Source organism: Paraburkholderia sp. CI3, from assembly GCF_050436505.1.
GTDB classification, from domain to species: domain Bacteria; phylum Pseudomonadota; class Gammaproteobacteria; order Burkholderiales; family Burkholderiaceae; genus Paraburkholderia; species Paraburkholderia tuberum.
In genome coordinates this window covers 2,641,963-2,657,035 of sequence record NZ_JBNDMI010000004.1, presented here as the reverse complement: position 1 = coordinate 2,657,035, position 15,073 = coordinate 2,641,963, and the positions used below count along the sequence as shown (strand labels likewise).

Here is a 15,073-nt window from a genome sequence, read left to right as displayed (position 1 = left end):
GTTTGTCCATCCCACATTACTAGCGCTTTTAAGCCAGATTCGAGGAATTGCCATGCGCCTTGCGGAAGTCGTTCGCAACACCAGCGAAACGCAGATCCGTGCGAAGATCAACCTGGACGGCACCGGCCAGCAGAAGCTGGCCACCGGTGTGCCGTTCCTGGACCACATGCTCGACCAGATCGCCCGCCACGGGTTGTTCGACCTCGAGATCGAAGCGCATGGCGACCTGCATATCGACGATCATCATACGGTCGAAGACACCGGCATCACGCTCGGCCAGGCCGTCGCGAAGGCGATCGGCGATCGCAAGGGCATCCGCCGCTACGGCCATTCCTACGTGCCGCTCGACGAAGCGCTGTCGCGCGTCGTGATCGATTTTTCCGGCCGTCCGGGCCTCGAATTTCACGTGCCGTTCACGCGCGCGCGCATCGGCACGTTCGACGTCGACCTGTCGATCGAATTCTTCCGCGGTTTCGTGAACCATGCCGGCGTGACGCTGCACATCGACAACCTGCGTGGCATCAACGCGCACCATCAGATCGAAACGGTGTTCAAGGCATTCGGGCGTGCGCTGCGCATGGCCGTCGAACTCGACGAGCGCGCGGCCGGACAGATTCCGTCGACCAAGGGCAGCCTCTAACGTAACGGCCGTAGCAGGCTTTAACACGGGTTTCACCGCCTCCAACGTCTTCAGGCCACTCACCTTCAAGCGATTCATCGGGCAGGACCGCATTTGCCGGCACGTCGTTTGACGCCGCGCGGCGGCATCGATGGATCGAGGGAAGAGCGGCCAAACTTGAAATGAAAACTTCGATAGCGATTGTGGATTACGGAATGGGCAACCTGCGCTCGGTTGCCCAGGCACTGCGTAAAGCGGCGCCGGAAGCGGACGTGGCGATCGTCGATCGTCCGGAAGCGATCCGCTCGGCCGACCGCGTGGTGCTGCCGGGCCAGGGTGCGATGCCCGACTGCATGCGCAGTCTCGGCGCGTCCGGTTTGCAGGAAGCGGTCGTCGAGGCGTCGCGCAGCAAGCCGCTGATGGGCGTGTGCGTCGGCGAGCAGATGCTGTTCGACTGGAGCGCCGAGGGCGACACGCCGGGTCTGGGTCTGTTGCCCGGCAAGGCGGTGCGCTTCGAGCTCGAAGGCCAGGTGCAGGACGACGGCTCGCGCTTCAAGGTCCCGCAGATGGGCTGGAACCGCGTGCGTCAGGCGCAGCCGCATCCGCTGTGGGACGGTGTCGCCGACAACGCGTTCTTCTACTTCGTGCACAGCTACTACGTGGTTCCGAACAACCCGGCGCATACGTCGGGCGAAACGGTCTACGGCGTGCCCTTTACCTCGGCGGTAGCGCGGGATAACATCTTTGCCACCCAATTCCACCCTGAAAAGAGCGCCGAGGCGGGTTTGCGCGTGTATCGCAACTTCGTGCACTGGAACCCGTGAACGCCTTTTTTCATCCCGTTGCCGCGCGCGCGTCGCGCGGTGCCGCGGTCCCGCATCCGACCGGCGCCCCACTGGAGCGCCGAACGAGTTGTACTAAACTAGCGAGACGGTATTGCGGCGGGCTGACTCGCCAGCCGCTGCCGCCGACCTTCAATCCACTCCCAGATAACACCCGATTGCTATGCTGCTGATTCCCGCCATCGACCTGAAAGACGGTCAGTGTGTACGCCTCAAACAGGGCGATATGGACCAGGCGACGATTTTCTCCGAGGAACCGGCGGCAATGGCCCGACATTGGGTCGACCGCGGCGCGCGTCGTCTGCATCTCGTCGATCTGAATGGCGCGTTCGCCGGCAAGCCGAAGAACGGCGATGCAATCCGGGCGATCATCGATGAAGTGGGCGGCGCGATTCCGGTTCAGCTGGGCGGTGGCATCCGCGACCTGAACACGATCGAGCGCTATCTGGACGACGGTTTGTCGTACGTGATCATCGGCACGGCCGCGGTGAAGAACCCCGGCTTTCTGCAGGACGCGTGCACCGCGTTCGGCGGTCACATCATCGTCGGCCTCGACGCGAAAGACGGCAAGGTCGCCACCGACGGCTGGAGCAAGCTGACCGGTCACGAAGTGGCCGACCTCGCGCGCAAGTTCGAGGACTACGGCTGCGAGTCGATCATCTACACCGACATCGGCCGTGACGGCATGCTGCAAGGCATCAACATCGAAGCGACGGTGCGCCTTGCGCGCGCGGTCAAGATTCCGGTGATCGCGAGCGGCGGTCTGTCAAACCTCGCGGACATCGAATCGCTGTGCGAAGTCGAAGGCGAGGGCATCGAGGGCGTAATCTGCGGCCGCGCGATCTATTCGGGCGACCTCGACTTCGCGGCCGCGCAGACGCTCGCGGACAAGCTGCGCGAAGCGGACGACGCTTAAGCACGGCGTCGGCTGCGCGTGCTGGGCAAGGTTGTGCGGGCCGCCGGCGTTGCGCTCGTGTCGACTTGCGGCGCTCGTTCGAACGATGGCTTGCCTGTAACGCGCGTCGCACGATTAAGCGCCCGGAACCTCGCCAGCTTCCGGCCGGCACCTCACTCGCGGCGCGACGCAACCGCTCGCGCCGGCACCGTGCCGCTTGCCCGCAAGCGAGCGGCCTCATCAGCGATATTGGCAGAATTGCACGATCATGGCTCTAGCTAAACGCATCATCCCCTGTCTCGACGTCACCGCGGGCCGCGTGGTCAAGGGCGTCAACTTCGTCGAACTGCGCGACGCGGGCGACCCGGTCGAAATCGCGCGCCGTTACGACGATCAGGGCGCCGACGAACTGACGTTCCTCGACATCACCGCGACCTCGGATCAGCGCGACCTGATTCTGCCGATCATCGAGGCGGTCGCTTCGCAGGTGTTCATTCCGCTGACGGTCGGCGGCGGCGTGCGCGCGGTCGAAGACGTGCGGCGCCTGCTGAACGCGGGCGCCGACAAGATCAGCATGAACTCGTCGGCGGTAGCGAATCCGCAACTCGTGAAGGACGCGACCGACAAATACGGCTCGCAGTGCATCGTCGTCGCGATCGATGCGAAGCGCGTGTCGGCCGACGGCGAAACGCCGCGCTGGGAAGTGTTCACGCACGGCGGCCGCAAGGCCACCGGTCTCGATGCGGTCGAATGGGCGCGCAAGATGGCCGAGTTGGGCGCGGGCGAAATCCTGCTGACCAGCATGGATCGCGACGGCACCAGGAGCGGCTTCGACCTCGCGCTGACTCGCGCGGTGTCGGACGCGGTGCCGGTGCCGGTGATCGCCTCGGGCGGCGTCGGCAATCTGCAGCATCTCGCCGATGGCATCAAGAGCGGTCACGCGGACGCGGTGCTCGCCGCGAGCATCTTCCACTATGGCGAACACACGGTCGGCGAGGCCAAGCGCTTCATGGCCGATCAGGGCATTTCGGTGAGGTTGTGACGTGACGAATCCTTCGGCGGTGAACTGGCTCGACAAGGTCAAGTGGGATGCGAACGGCCTCGTGCCGGTGATTGCGCAGGAAGCGTCGACGAACGACGTGCTGATGTTCGCGTGGATGAACCGCGAGGCCCTCGCGAAGACCGTCGAGACCGGCCGCGCGGTGTATTTCTCGCGCTCGCGCCAGCGCCTGTGGTTCAAGGGTGAGGAGTCGGGCCACGTGCAGCATGTGCATGAAGTGCGACTCGATTGCGACGAAGACGTCGTGCTGCTGAAAGTCGAGCAGGTATCGGGCATCGCGTGCCATACCGGCCGCCACTCGTGCTTTTTCCAGAAATTCGAAGGCTCGGTGGACGATGGCGACTGGCAGGCCGTCGATCCCGTGCTGAAAGACCCCGAACACATCTACAAATGACGCAATCCACGCAAAACCCGTCGCCCGCCACGGCTTCCACGCTCGACACGCTGCTGCGCCTCGCGGCGGTGATCGACAGCCGCAAGGGCGGCGATCCGGACATCTCGTATGTATCGCGCCTGTTCCACAAGGGCGACGACGCGGTGCTGAAAAAGATCGGCGAAGAAGCCACCGAAGTCGTGCTGGCCGCAAAGGACGTGCGCCAGGGCGGCGCACCGAAGGCGCTGGTCGGCGAGGTTGCGGACCTGTGGTTCCACTGCCTCGTGATGCTGTCGCATTTCGATCTGAGCCCCGCCGACGTGATCGCCGAACTCGAGCGTCGCGAAGGCCTGTCGGGCATCGAGGAAAAGGCGCTGCGCAAGAGCCGCGAGCGCGAGGAAAACGGCGACTGAGCAGCCGGAGCGGAAATCTGGCGTTTCCGCTTGAAGTCGCGCGCGCCGGCGCCAATATAGCGGTAACCGCACCTCCGGGAGGACGCAAGCATGGAACAGCCGCAAGGAAGCTATCCGCCGCCGGTCTACCGCCACGCGATGGAGCCTGAGCGCGAGCGCAGCCTGCGCACGCTCACGCACGTGCTGTACGCGCTGTATGCGGTCCATTGGCTGACCGGCGGGCTCACCATTCTGGTCGCGATCATCATCAACTACGTCAAACGGTCGGACGTGGCCGGCACGCCGTACGAAGCGCACTTCGAATGGCAGATCCGCACGTTCTGGCTGGGCCTCGTCGGTTACGCGATCGGCGCGTTGCTGCTGCTCGTCGTGATCGGCATTCCGGTGCTGTGGGCAGTCAGCATATGGATGTTGTACCGTATTATCAAAGGCTGGCTGTATCTGTACGATAACAAGCCGTTCGCGAATCCGGCCAGTTGGGTCTGAACGCTAGCCGGTCCGTATGGGCGGGCCGGCTTTCGGATCGAACCTCGGCGCGGGCGGCTTCGCTCGCCCAAGTCTTACCGCGTCAGGAATACGATGAGTCACGATCCGAACTGCCTTTTCTGCAAGATTGCCGCTGGCGAAATCCCGTCGACCAGGGTCCACGAAGACGACGAGTTCGTCGCCTTCCGCGACATCCGTCCGGCGGCCGAAACGCATGTGCTGGTGATTCCTCGCAAGCACATTGCAACGCTGTCGAACTGCACGGAAAGCGACGCGCCTCTGCTTGGTAGAATGCTTGTCCTGGCCGCGCGACTGGCCGAACAATTGGGGGTCGCCTATAACGGCGGCGAAACGGGCTTTCGCACGGTAATCAATACCGGTCCGGGCGGTGGTCAGGAGGTGTATCACCTGCACGCGCACATTCTCGCGGGACCGCGTCCCTGGCAACGCATGGGCTGAGCGCCGGTTCACGCGTCAGGCGCGCTGCGTGGCAAGTGCGCACCGCCGCGAGTTTTGGTCGAGGACAATAGCGCCGCCGTTGTTTTTACCGCTGTGTAATAACGTCGACGCGATCGTGTGGCCACAATGACAGGCGAAGACGGCCGCATTGCGAGCGAGGCGGTGCAGCCTGAGGTAACGTAGAGATATATCGAGACGAAGCGCACGCGCTTCAGGTTATGCAAATTGGCCGCATCAAGATGCGGCGCCGGGGTTAAGGAGAGTAGTCATGGGTTCGTTGAGTATTTGGCATTGGTTGATCGTTCTGTTGATCGTCGCGCTCGTGTTCGGCACGAAGAAGCTACGCAACATCGGCAGCGATCTGGGCGGCGCCGTGAAGGGCTTCAAGGAAGGCGTGAAGGAAGCCGATTCGTCGTCGGCCGACGCGCAACAGCAGCAGCGCGAGCTGCCGCGCAACGGCGCGGTGGACGTCGAAGCGAAGGAAAAGACGCAGCAATCGAGCGATTACCGCTAAGCCGCGGCCTTCGCGCCGTTCCCGCGTTTCTGACGGACATTCCATTTCATGCTGGACCTCGGTCTAACCAAGATGGCGCTGATCGGCGTCGTCGCGCTGGTCGTCCTCGGGCCTGAGCGCCTGCCGCGTGTCGCTCGCACGGCCGGCGCGCTGTTCGGCCGCGCACAGCGGTACATCAACGACGTTAAGGCCGAAGTCACGCGCGAAATCGAGCTCGACGAATTGCGGCGCATGAAGACCGAGTTCGAGAAGGCCGCGAGCAATGTCCAAACGGCGGTTCAGGACAATGTGCGCAAGCACGAGAATGAACTGAACGAAGCATGGAATAGCGGTACGTCGGTGTCGCCGAGCATCGCCGGCGGCGCGCTCGAAGACGCCGGCAGCGGGGCCAGCGGCAGCGCGGGTGCCTCCTCGTGGCCCGTCAGTACGCCGGCCGCCGCGCCCAAACGCAAGACCTGGCGCGTCCAGCAGAGCGCCACGCCCACCTGGTACAAGCGAGCGAGCCTGCGGCGCACGCGCGTGCAGTCGGGCGCCGCGCGCGTTGCGCGGCACACACCTGCCAACCTGCGTCGTCCGACGCGGTTTTTCTGATGTTCAGATCGACAATCCCCAACCGAGGGCCGGTGTGAGCGACCCCCAGCAATCCCAGAACGAAGGCACTGAAGAGACCTTCATTTCCCACCTCGTCGAACTGCGTGACCGCATCATCCGTGCGGGGCTCGCCGTCGTCGTCGTGTTCATCGGGCTCGTGTACTGGGCGCCGGACATCTTCAAACTGCTCGCCCGTCCGCTGATGATGAATCTGCCGAAGGACGGCAAGATGATCGTCACCGACGTCACCGGCTCGTTCTTCGTGCCGATGAAGGTGACGATGCTGGTCGCCTTCGTGATCGCGCTGCCGGTCGTGCTGTACCAGATCTGGGCGTTCGTCGCGCCTGGGCTCTATCAGCACGAGAAGAAGCTCGTCGCGCCGCTCGTCGCGAGCAGCTACACGCTGTTCCTGTGCGGCATGGCGTTCGCGTACTTCGTCGTGTTTCCGACCATCTTCCGCGTGATGGCGCACTACAATGCGCCGCTTGGCGCGGAGATGACAACCGATATCAACAATTACCTGAGCTTCGTGCTGACGATGTTCATCGCGTTCGGCGTCACGTTCGAGGTACCGATCGTCGTCGTGCTGCTGGTGCGGATGAACGTGGTGACGCTGAGGAAGCTGAAGGAGATCCGGCCGTATGTGATCGTCGGCGCGTTCGTGGTGTCGGCCGTCGTAACGCCGCCGGACGTGTTTTCGCAGCTGATCCTCGCGGTTCCGCTGATTCTGCTGTACGAAGCTGGCATCGTCGCGGCGCGGTTGATCGTCGGCAAGCAGCCGGTGGTCGTGGAGGATGCGAGTCCGCCGCCGTCCAGTTGAGGTGCCGCGAGTCAGTGCCGGGTGTCAAATGAAAAAGGGCAGTTCATTGCGGACTGCCCTTATTCATTGCGTGGAATCGCGGCATTACTTCAACCGCCTTCGTCATCCGGCTGATCGCCGCCGTTATCGTCTTGCGCCTGTTTCGGCGGCGGCGGGCGTTTGCCGATCTTCACGTCGAGATCGATCTGATGACCTTTGCGCACCAGATGCACTTTCGCCGCCGTACCGGGCTTGATCTGCGCGATCACGTTCAACAGACGCGTGGTATCGGTGATCACCTGGCCATTTACGCTCGTCAGGATGTCGCCGGGCTTGATGCCCGCGCGGTCGGCCGGGCCGCTTTTCAGCACGCCCGCGACAATCGCGCCCGACTTCTGATCGAGCCCGAACGACTCCGCGATTTCCGGCGTGACGTCCTGCGGTTCGACGCCGATCCAGCCGCGCGTGACCGTGCCGGTCGTAATGATGCTCTCGAGCACGCTGCGCGCGGTCGACACCGGAATCGCGAAGCCGATGCCGAGCGAGCCGCCCGAGCGCGAGTAGATTGCGGTGTTGATGCCGAGCAGGTTGCCGTTCACGTCGACGAGCGCACCGCCCGAATTGCCGGGGTTGATCGGGGCGTCGGTCTGGATGAAGTTTTCGAACGTATTGATGCCGAGATGGTTGCGGCCGAGCGCGCTGACGATGCCCATCGTTACGGTCTGCCCGACGCCGAACGGATTGCCGATCGCGAGCACGACGTCGCCGACGCGGGTCTGGTCCATCCGGCCGAGCGTGATGGTGGGCAGATTGGTCATATTGACCTTTAGCACGGCCAGATCGGTTTCGGGGTCGATGCCGATGACCTTCGCGCTGGCGGTGCGGCCATCGGCGAGCGCGATTTCGATCTGATCGGCGCCGTCGACGACGTGCTGGTTCGTTAGAATGTAACCTTCCGAACTCACTATCACACCTGAGCCGAGATTCGAGGCAGGCTGCTCCTGCTGCTTGCGATTGTTCCTGTCGCCGAAGAAGTAGCGGAACAGCGGGTCTTTGGCGCGCGGGTCGGGAGGCAGCGAGCCATCCTTGCTGGAGAACACGTTGACGACCGCGGGCATGGCCTTTTGCGCCGCTTCGGCATAGGACGTTTCGGCATGGCCAGTGCCGATGCCCGGCGCCACTTCCCGTAGCGCGACGATCGGTTCGGCGAGTTGTCTGCCGAATTGTCCTTGACGCTGCAGCCACTGCGGTTTGAGGGTCGCAATGATGAACATCAGCGCCAACAGCACCGTCACCGCTTGGGCAAATAACAGCCAGAAGCGTCTAAGCATCTGAAGACTAGAGGTCTATATGGATCGGATTGAACTTGAATTGTACTTGAACAATCTCCTTGAAACCGCGCGCTTCAAGGACTATTGCCCGAACGGATTGCAGGTCGAAGGACGCCGCCGGATCAACAAGCTCGCGACCGGCGTTACCGCATCGGTGGCCTTCCTGGAGGCCGCGCTCGACTGGGGCGCGGACGCCGTGCTGGTCCATCACGGCTACTTCTGGCGCAACGAGGCACCGCAGATCACCGGCCGCAAACATGCTCGTTTGAAGCTGCTGCTCGCCAACGACCTGAACCTGTTCGCCTACCATCTGCCGCTCGACGATCATCCCGAGTTCGGCAACAACGCGCAGATCGGCGAGAAGATGGGCTGGATCAGCGACGCGCGTTTCGGCGACAACGATCTCGGCTGGCTCGCCACGCTGCCGATGCCGATCACGCTGTCGCACCTCACCGCGGAGATCGCGCAGACACTGGGCCGCACGCCGCTCGTGTTCGGCGATCCGGATATGGAGCTGCGCCGCGTCGGCTGGTGCACGGGCGCCGCGCAAGGCATGTTCGACGCGGCGATCAACGCGGGTGTCGACGTCTACGTGACCGGCGAGGTATCGGAGTCGGTGATGCATACGGCGGCGGAAAGCGGCGTCGCGTTTCTGGCAGCTGGCCACCACGCGACCGAGCGCTTCGGCGTGCAGGCGGTGGGCAAGCATCTGTCCGAATCGTTCGATATCGAACATCTGTTTATCGATATCCCCAATCCCGTTTGAATTGCGAATTGCATTAACGAAGAACAAAGCAGGAATACCGCAGAAGGCACTTAAAAGGAGGTGCGAAAAAGTTTGCGATCGGTACGGACAAACCCTGAGTTATCAAGGGCTTCGCACGGTTTTTGGCAATCGGCCCTTGTAAATGGCGACTCCATTCGAGCAAACTAGCGGCGGTAGAAGCGACGTGAAGGAAAAATCCAACTCAGAAGTGGGGCGTGTGATGCGAGACAAAGAAGAGGAACGCGTCGATGGCAGCCGCCGTAACTGGCTGGTAGCGACGACCGTAGCAGGCGGCATAGGAGGTGTTGCCGTTGTCGTACCCTTTGTTAGTTCCTTTGCACCATCCGAAAAGGCCAAGGCCGCAGGTGCCCCGGTCGAAGTCGATATCAGTGGTCTGAAGCCCGGCGACATGATGACGGTCGCCTGGCGTGGCAAGCCGGTGTGGATCATCAACCGCACGGACCGCATGCTCGCCGATGTTCAAAAAGCCGACAGCCAGGTAGCGGACCCCCACTCGCTGAATCCGTTTTCGATGCCGCTGCCGGACTACTGCAACAACGAATTCCGTTCACGCGCCGAGAACAAGCATTTGCTGGTTGCCGTCGCCGTTTGCACGCATCTGGGCTGCACGCCGACGCCGCGCTTCCAGGAAGGCCCGCAGCCGAATCTCCCCGACGACTGGCCCGGCGGTTTCCTGTGCCCGTGCCACGGCTCGACCTACGACATGGCCGGCCGCGTCTTCAAGAACAAACCCGCTCCGCAGAACCTCGACATCCCGCGCTTCATGTTCACGTCGGCGACGGCCCTTGTGATCGGGAAGGACGAAAAAGGAGAAGCGTAATGGCGAGCGAACACGAAGTAGAGACGACCGGGCTGGCTGGATGGATCGACCAGCGCTTCCCGATGACTGCCACGTGGAAGAAGCACGTTTCCGAGTACTACGCGCCGAAGAACTTCAACTTCTGGTACTTCTTCGGTTCGCTTGCGTTGCTGGTGCTGGTCAACCAGATCGTCACCGGCATTTTCCTGACGATGAACTACAAGCCCGACGCGACGCTCGCGTTCTCGTCGGTCGAGTACATCATGCGCGAGGTGCCGTGGGGCTGGCTGATCCGCTACATGCACTCGACGGGTGCGTCGATGTTTTTCGTCGTCGTGTATCTGCACATGTTTCGCGGGCTCCTGTACGGCTCGTACCGCAAGCCGCGCGAGCTCGTGTGGATTTTCGGCTGCCTGATTTTCCTGAGCCTGATGGCCGAGGCGTTCTTCGGCTACCTGCTGCCGTGGGGGCAGATGTCGTTCTGGGGCGCGCAGGTGATCGTGAACCTGTTCTCGGCGATTCCGTTCATCGGACCGGATCTGTCGCTGTGGATTCGCGGCGACTACGTGGTCTCCGACGTCACGCTGAACCGCTTCTTCGCGTTTCACGTGATCGCGATTCCGCTGGTGCTGATCGGCCTCGTGATCGCGCACCTCGTCGCGCTGCACGAAGTCGGCTCGAACAACCCGGACGGCATTGAGATCAAGGCCAAGAAGGGCCCGGATGGCGTGCCGCTCGACGGCATTCCGTTCCACCCGTACTACTCGGTGCACGACTTCATGGGCGTGGCGATCTTCCTGTTGATCTTCGCCGCGATCATCTTCTTCGCGCCGGAAATGGGTGGGTACTTCCTGGAAGCCAACAACTTCATCCCCGCGAATCCGCTGCAGACGCCGCCGGAAATTGCGCCTGTGTGGTACTTCACCGCCTTTTATGCGATGCTGCGCGCCACTACCGATCCATTCAAGATCGTGCTGATGATCGTCATCGCGCTACTCGGATTGCTGGCGCTCGTGCGCGCGCGCGGCAAGTGGAAGCTCGGCCTGCCGGTGCTTGCGGTGCTGGTGATCGTCGCGATGGTGTTCACCGAATCGAAGTTCTGGGGCGTCGTGGTGATGGGCAGTGCGGTGATTTCGCTGTTCTTCCTGCCGTGGCTCGACCGGTCGCCGGTCAGGTCCATTCGCTACCGGCCGTTCTTCCACAAGGTTTTCTTCGGGATCTTCGTGATCGCGTTCCTGACGCTTGGCTTCCTCGGCACGCGACCGCCATCGCCGGCCGCGACGCTGATCGCCCAGATCTGCGCGCTGATCTACTTCGCGTTTTTCCTCGGCATGCCCTTCTGGACCCGGCTTGGCAAGTTCAAGCAGCCGCCCGAGCGGGTGCGGTTCAAGCCTCACTAATCGCGAGCCAGGAGCACATGAAGATGAAAAAACTGCTTTCGATGTGCGCGCTGGTCGGCGCGACCATGCTTGCGCTGTTGGCCGCTCCGGTTCACGCGGACGAGAATTTCCCGCTCGAACGCGCGCCGGACAACACGAACAATTTCGCTTCTTTGCAGCGCGGCGCGCAATTGTTTGTAAACTACTGCCTGAATTGCCACAGCGCGAACCTGATGCGCTACAACCGCCTGACCGATCTCGGCATCACGCCGAACGAAATCCAGGCGAACCTGCTGTTCACCACCGACAAGGTGGGCAACACGATGACCGTGGCGATGCGCCCGGAGGACGCGAAAGCGTGGTTTGGGGCGACGCCGCCGGATCTGTCGGTGGAGGCGCGGGCGCGCGGCACGGACTGGCTTTACACGTATCTGCGGAGTTTTTATCGCGACGATACGCGGCCGACCGGCTGGAACAATCTGGTGTACCAAAACGTGAGCATGCCTCACGTGCTGTGGCAGCTTCAGGGGCAGCGTGCGGCGAAATTCGGCGACGAAACCGACGAAAAAACCGGCGAAAAAGTACACAAATTCCTCGGCTTCCAGCAACTGACTCCGGGGACGATGTCGCCGGTAGATTATGATTCTGCTGTGGCCGACCTCGTGTCGTACCTGTCATGGATGTCCGAACCGACGCAGCAAACCCGCAAGCAACTTGGCGTGTGGGTGCTGTTGTTCCTCGGTATCCTGAGCTTTTTCGCCTGGCGACTGAACGCCGCGTACTGGAAACATATCAAATAATCACGCCGCTACATGGCGTGGGGCCGGCGCCAGGAAAGACCTGCTGAACGGTTTTTCCGCGCGCTGGCCCTTCAGCTTTTTGAGGAAACGTAAACATGATGGTTCTGTATTCCGGCACTACTTGCCCGTTCTCCCAGCGTTGCCGGCTGGTGTTGTTCGAAAAGGGCATGGACTTCGAGATCCGCGACGTCGACCTGTTCAACAAGCCGGAAGACATCGCCGTGATGAATCCGTATGGTCAGGTGCCGATTCTCGTCGAACGGGACCTGATTCTGTACGAATCGAACATCATCAACGAGTACATCGACGAGCGCTTCCCGCACCCGCAGCTGATGCCGGCCGATCCGGTCCAGCGCGCGCGTGCCCGCCTGTTCCTGCTCAACTTCGAGAAAGAGCTGTTCGTCCACGTCGGCACGCTCGAAAACGAGAAGGGCAAGGCAGCGGAGAAGAATCACGAGAAGGCGCGCCTCGCGATCCGCGATCGCCTGACGCAGCTCGCGCCGATCTTCCTGAAGAACAAGTACATGCTCGGCGAAGAGTTCTCGATGCTCGACGTCGCGATCGCTCCGCTGCTCTGGCGCCTTGACCACTACGGTATCGAGCTGTCGAAGAACGCCGCGCCGCTGATGAAGTACGCCGAGCGCATTTTCAGCCGCCCGGCTTATATCGAAGCGCTGACGCCGTCGGAAAAGGTGATGCGTCGTTGAGTTTGGCTTTGGAGCGCGGACGTCGCATCGCTTCGATGCGCGCCCGCGCCCGCAAGAGGACTGTTGATGCAAGAGATTTCCACGAAACCTTATCTGTTGCGCGCGCTCTACGAGTGGTGCACGGATAACGGCTACACACCGCATATTGCGGTCCGCGTCGACAATCAGACGCGCGTGCCACGTCAGTTCGTGCGCGACAACGAGATCGTGTTGAACATCAGCTTCGAGGCGACCAGCCAGCTGCAGATGGGCAACGAGTGGATCGAGTTCAACGCGCGCTTCTCCGGCAAGTCTCACAAGATCGAAGTGCCGGTCGCCAATATTCTTGCGATCTACGCGCGCGAGAACGGCCAGGGTATGGCGTTCCCGGTCGAATCGGCGGGCGGCGAGGCTCAGGATTCGGGCGCGGATGCCGCGGACGAAGCTGACACGCCGGCGGCTCCGCGCGCCGTCGAAACCGCCCCCGCCGACCCTGCCGAGGCCACAGACGCCGACGACAAACCGCAGCCCGACGACGATGGCTCGAAAGGCGGCGGAAGGGCTCGCCTTAAGATCGTGAAATGAAGTAGAATCACGGCCTCATGCCGGCTTAGCTCATCAGGTAGAGCGCTTGACTTGTAATCATGAGGTGGCGGGTTCGAGTCCTGCAGCCGGCACCAGATTGCTTTATCAGCAGTAACTGGAAATGCTAGAAAACCCCGTCGAAGCACACGCTTTGGCGGGGTTTTTCTTTTTCGGTGGAAATTGCCCGGATCGTTGCTGATGCCGATCACCGAAGCCTTGGCCCGGCTTGTTTACGACGAGGGTTTCACGCACGTCAAAACGTGCGAAGGCAGCGCGAGGTGAGCCGCGCGATGGCTCAAAAACCACGATATCTCTTTCACCTTGTCGATTGTAGACATTATTGTCTACTTTCGGTGCGTCTAGACTCACCTCATCACCGTCACCAATTCATGCTGCGCCGCGAATCCGCACGGCGGCGGTACGGTACTATTCGGGCGTCGCCCGGGATGGCGGGCAGCCGCCGGACATTCCGGTCCGCTGTCGCGGTCCACGTCGCCGGCGACGTCACATCGACTCCATTGCACCATGACCAGCCCCGCAACTCTCACCTGGCCAGAAGCCGACGGCCCGTGCACCGCACGCTGGCGTTCCGAAGCGGCCGTGCCGCCGCCGAAGCGCGTCGTCGTCGCCGACGACCGCACCACCGCCGATTCGGCCTACCGCCTCGCCTGCGAAGGCACCGCGCTGCTGTGGCGCGGCGACTTCCAGAACGCGCGCCAACTGCTGCAGGCCGTCACGCGCCGGCTCGAACGCAAGCCGCGCAAACAGGGAGCCACACCGCTCGACGCGTTCAACCAGCATCGGCAGGCGCAGTCGCAGCGCGCGCGCACGCTCGGCATGATCCTGATTCCGCTCGATGCCGACTACGCCATTCCGCTACGTCGCGCGCCCGACGTGCGGCAGGCCTGCATCGAAGCTTATGGACCGGTGAGCGGCGACGCGTCGGTCGTGTCGTTGCGCGAGTTGCTCGGTTTGATCGGCGCGCACGAATGGCGCAAGAAGGGCGTCGAGATTACGGCGCTCGGCGAGCGCATCCATCCGCACTACGGTGTGTTCTCACCGGTGCGCGGCGAGTACGTCGATCTGGTCGCGCGCACGCCGCTGCCGTCGCTGGACCTCGCGTTCGATATCGGCACCGGCACTGGCGTGCTGGCCGCGCTGCTGGCCAAACGCGGCGTGCGCAAGATCGTCGCGACGGACCAGGATGCGCGCGCGCTTGCGTGTGCTCGTGAAAATCTCGCGCGTCTTGGTTACGCCGAGCAGGTCGAGATCGTGCAGGCCGATCTGTTTCCGGACGGTCGGGCACCGCTCGTCGTCTGCAATCCGCCGTGGGTGCCGGCGCGGCCCGCGTCGCCGCTCGAATACGCGGTCTACGATCCGGACAGCCGCATGCTGGTCGGCTTCCTGAACGGCCTCGCCGATCATCTGACGCCGGGCGGCGAGGGCTGGCTGATCATTTCGGATTTCGCCGAGCACCTTGGGCTGCGTACGCGCGAGTGGCTGCTCGCGGCGATCGAGCACGCGGGGCTCAGTGTCGTGGGACGCGAGGACATTCGTCCACGGCATCCGAAGGCCAGCGATCAGAACGATCCGTTGTATGTTGCGCGAGCGGCCGAGGTCACGTCGTTGTGGCGGCTCAAGGCGCGGTGACGGCG

At 62.7% G+C, this 15,073-nt stretch carries 19 protein-coding genes and 1 tRNA gene; 19 read left to right on the top strand and 1 reads right to left on the bottom strand.

The window, feature by feature from the left end; translation table 11 throughout:
- Nucleotides 1-52: 52 nt before the first annotated feature.
- From hisB to tatC, 11 genes are all read left to right on the top strand, one after another.
- Nucleotides 53-640 (top strand): imidazoleglycerol-phosphate dehydratase HisB, encoded by a 588-nt coding sequence (gene hisB, locus OKW29_RS33710; RefSeq protein ID WP_429294024.1) that lies wholly within the window; start codon nucleotides 53-55, stop codon nucleotides 638-640.
- Nucleotides 641-801: 161 nt separating this feature from the next.
- On the top strand, nucleotides 802-1,443 hold the full coding sequence (hisH, locus tag OKW29_RS33705; protein ID WP_429294023.1) for an imidazole glycerol phosphate synthase subunit HisH: 642 nt from the start codon (nucleotides 802-804) through the stop codon (nucleotides 1,441-1,443).
- A 181-nt stretch (nucleotides 1,444-1,624) separates the two neighbouring features.
- Nucleotides 1,625-2,377 (top strand): 1-(5-phosphoribosyl)-5-[(5-phosphoribosylamino)methylideneamino]imidazole-4-carboxamide isomerase, encoded by a 753-nt coding sequence (hisA, locus tag OKW29_RS33700; RefSeq protein ID WP_090802089.1) that lies wholly within the window; start codon nucleotides 1,625-1,627, stop codon nucleotides 2,375-2,377.
- 247 nt (nucleotides 2,378-2,624) lie between these two features.
- Nucleotides 2,625-3,398, top strand: coding sequence for an imidazole glycerol phosphate synthase subunit HisF (hisF, locus tag OKW29_RS33695; protein WP_090802088.1), 774 nt, complete (start codon nucleotides 2,625-2,627; stop codon nucleotides 3,396-3,398).
- A gap of 1 nt (nucleotide 3,399) precedes the next feature.
- Nucleotides 3,400-3,810, top strand: coding sequence for a phosphoribosyl-AMP cyclohydrolase (gene hisI / locus OKW29_RS33690; RefSeq protein WP_090802086.1), 411 nt, complete (start codon nucleotides 3,400-3,402; stop codon nucleotides 3,808-3,810).
- Nucleotides 3,807-4,202 (top strand): phosphoribosyl-ATP diphosphatase, encoded by a 396-nt coding sequence (locus OKW29_RS33685; protein ID WP_184009180.1) that lies wholly within the window; start codon nucleotides 3,807-3,809, stop codon nucleotides 4,200-4,202. Before hisI ends, OKW29_RS33685 begins: the two co-directional genes overlap by 4 nt.
- A 90-nt stretch (nucleotides 4,203-4,292) precedes the next feature.
- Nucleotides 4,293-4,688: a DUF4870 family protein gene (locus OKW29_RS33680; RefSeq protein ID WP_184035804.1), complete on the top strand. Its 396-nt coding sequence runs from the start codon at nucleotides 4,293-4,295 to the stop codon at nucleotides 4,686-4,688.
- 93 nt (nucleotides 4,689-4,781) lie between these two features.
- Nucleotides 4,782-5,147: a histidine triad nucleotide-binding protein gene (locus OKW29_RS33675; RefSeq protein ID WP_184035806.1), complete on the top strand. Its 366-nt coding sequence runs from the start codon at nucleotides 4,782-4,784 to the stop codon at nucleotides 5,145-5,147.
- Between the two features lie 268 nt (nucleotides 5,148-5,415).
- Nucleotides 5,416-5,661, top strand: coding sequence for a Sec-independent protein translocase subunit TatA (gene tatA / locus OKW29_RS33670; protein ID WP_018420076.1), 246 nt, complete (start codon nucleotides 5,416-5,418; stop codon nucleotides 5,659-5,661).
- A gap of 48 nt (nucleotides 5,662-5,709) precedes the next feature.
- The gene (tatB, locus tag OKW29_RS33665; protein ID WP_429294022.1) at nucleotides 5,710-6,252 is read left to right on the top strand and encodes a Sec-independent protein translocase protein TatB; all 543 of its coding nucleotides are present in this window, start codon (nucleotides 5,710-5,712) and stop codon (nucleotides 6,250-6,252) included.
- A gap of 34 nt (nucleotides 6,253-6,286) precedes the next feature.
- Nucleotides 6,287-7,072: a twin-arginine translocase subunit TatC gene (gene tatC / locus OKW29_RS33660; RefSeq protein ID WP_429294021.1), complete on the top strand. Its 786-nt coding sequence runs from the start codon at nucleotides 6,287-6,289 to the stop codon at nucleotides 7,070-7,072.
- A gap of 89 nt (nucleotides 7,073-7,161) precedes the next feature.
- Here tatC and OKW29_RS33655 read toward each other — a convergent pair whose 3' ends face one another.
- On the bottom strand, nucleotides 7,162-8,382 hold the full coding sequence (locus OKW29_RS33655) for a Do family serine endopeptidase (protein ID WP_429294020.1): 1,221 nt from the start codon (nucleotides 8,380-8,382) through the stop codon (nucleotides 7,162-7,164).
- Between the two features lie 19 nt (nucleotides 8,383-8,401).
- Here OKW29_RS33655 and OKW29_RS33650 point away from each other — a divergent pair, with 19 nt between their 5' ends.
- From OKW29_RS33650 to OKW29_RS33615, 8 genes are all read left to right on the top strand, one after another.
- Nucleotides 8,402-9,148 carry a Nif3-like dinuclear metal center hexameric protein gene (locus tag OKW29_RS33650; RefSeq protein ID WP_090802074.1) on the top strand — a complete coding sequence of 249 codons (747 nt, stop codon included), beginning with the start codon at nucleotides 8,402-8,404 and terminating at the stop codon, nucleotides 9,146-9,148.
- 220 nt (nucleotides 9,149-9,368) lie between these two features.
- Nucleotides 9,369-9,989 carry a ubiquinol-cytochrome c reductase iron-sulfur subunit gene (gene petA, locus OKW29_RS33645; RefSeq protein WP_090802072.1) on the top strand — a complete coding sequence of 207 codons (621 nt, stop codon included), beginning with the start codon at nucleotides 9,369-9,371 and terminating at the stop codon, nucleotides 9,987-9,989.
- Nucleotides 9,989-11,368, top strand: a complete 1,380-nt coding sequence (locus OKW29_RS33640; RefSeq protein WP_187616850.1) for a cytochrome b — start codon at nucleotides 9,989-9,991, stop codon at nucleotides 11,366-11,368. Before petA ends, OKW29_RS33640 begins: the two co-directional genes overlap by 1 nt.
- A gap of 23 nt (nucleotides 11,369-11,391) precedes the next feature.
- Nucleotides 11,392-12,147 carry a cytochrome c1 gene (locus tag OKW29_RS33635; RefSeq protein WP_429294019.1) on the top strand — a complete coding sequence of 252 codons (756 nt, stop codon included), beginning with the start codon at nucleotides 11,392-11,394 and terminating at the stop codon, nucleotides 12,145-12,147.
- Nucleotides 12,148-12,242: 95 nt separating this feature from the next.
- Entirely contained in the window at nucleotides 12,243-12,854 is a 612-nt protein-coding gene (locus tag OKW29_RS33630; RefSeq protein ID WP_006052302.1) for a glutathione S-transferase N-terminal domain-containing protein, read from the top strand.
- 66 nt (nucleotides 12,855-12,920) lie between these two features.
- The gene (locus tag OKW29_RS33625; protein WP_187612902.1) at nucleotides 12,921-13,418 is read left to right on the top strand and encodes a ClpXP protease specificity-enhancing factor; all 498 of its coding nucleotides are present in this window, start codon (nucleotides 12,921-12,923) and stop codon (nucleotides 13,416-13,418) included.
- A 19-nt stretch (nucleotides 13,419-13,437) separates the two neighbouring features.
- Nucleotides 13,438-13,513, top strand: a tRNA-Thr gene (locus tag OKW29_RS33620).
- 430 nt (nucleotides 13,514-13,943) lie between these two features.
- Nucleotides 13,944-15,068 (top strand): methyltransferase, encoded by a 1,125-nt coding sequence (locus tag OKW29_RS33615; RefSeq protein WP_429294018.1) that lies wholly within the window; start codon nucleotides 13,944-13,946, stop codon nucleotides 15,066-15,068.
- The last annotated feature ends 5 nt before the right edge of the window (nucleotides 15,069-15,073 follow it).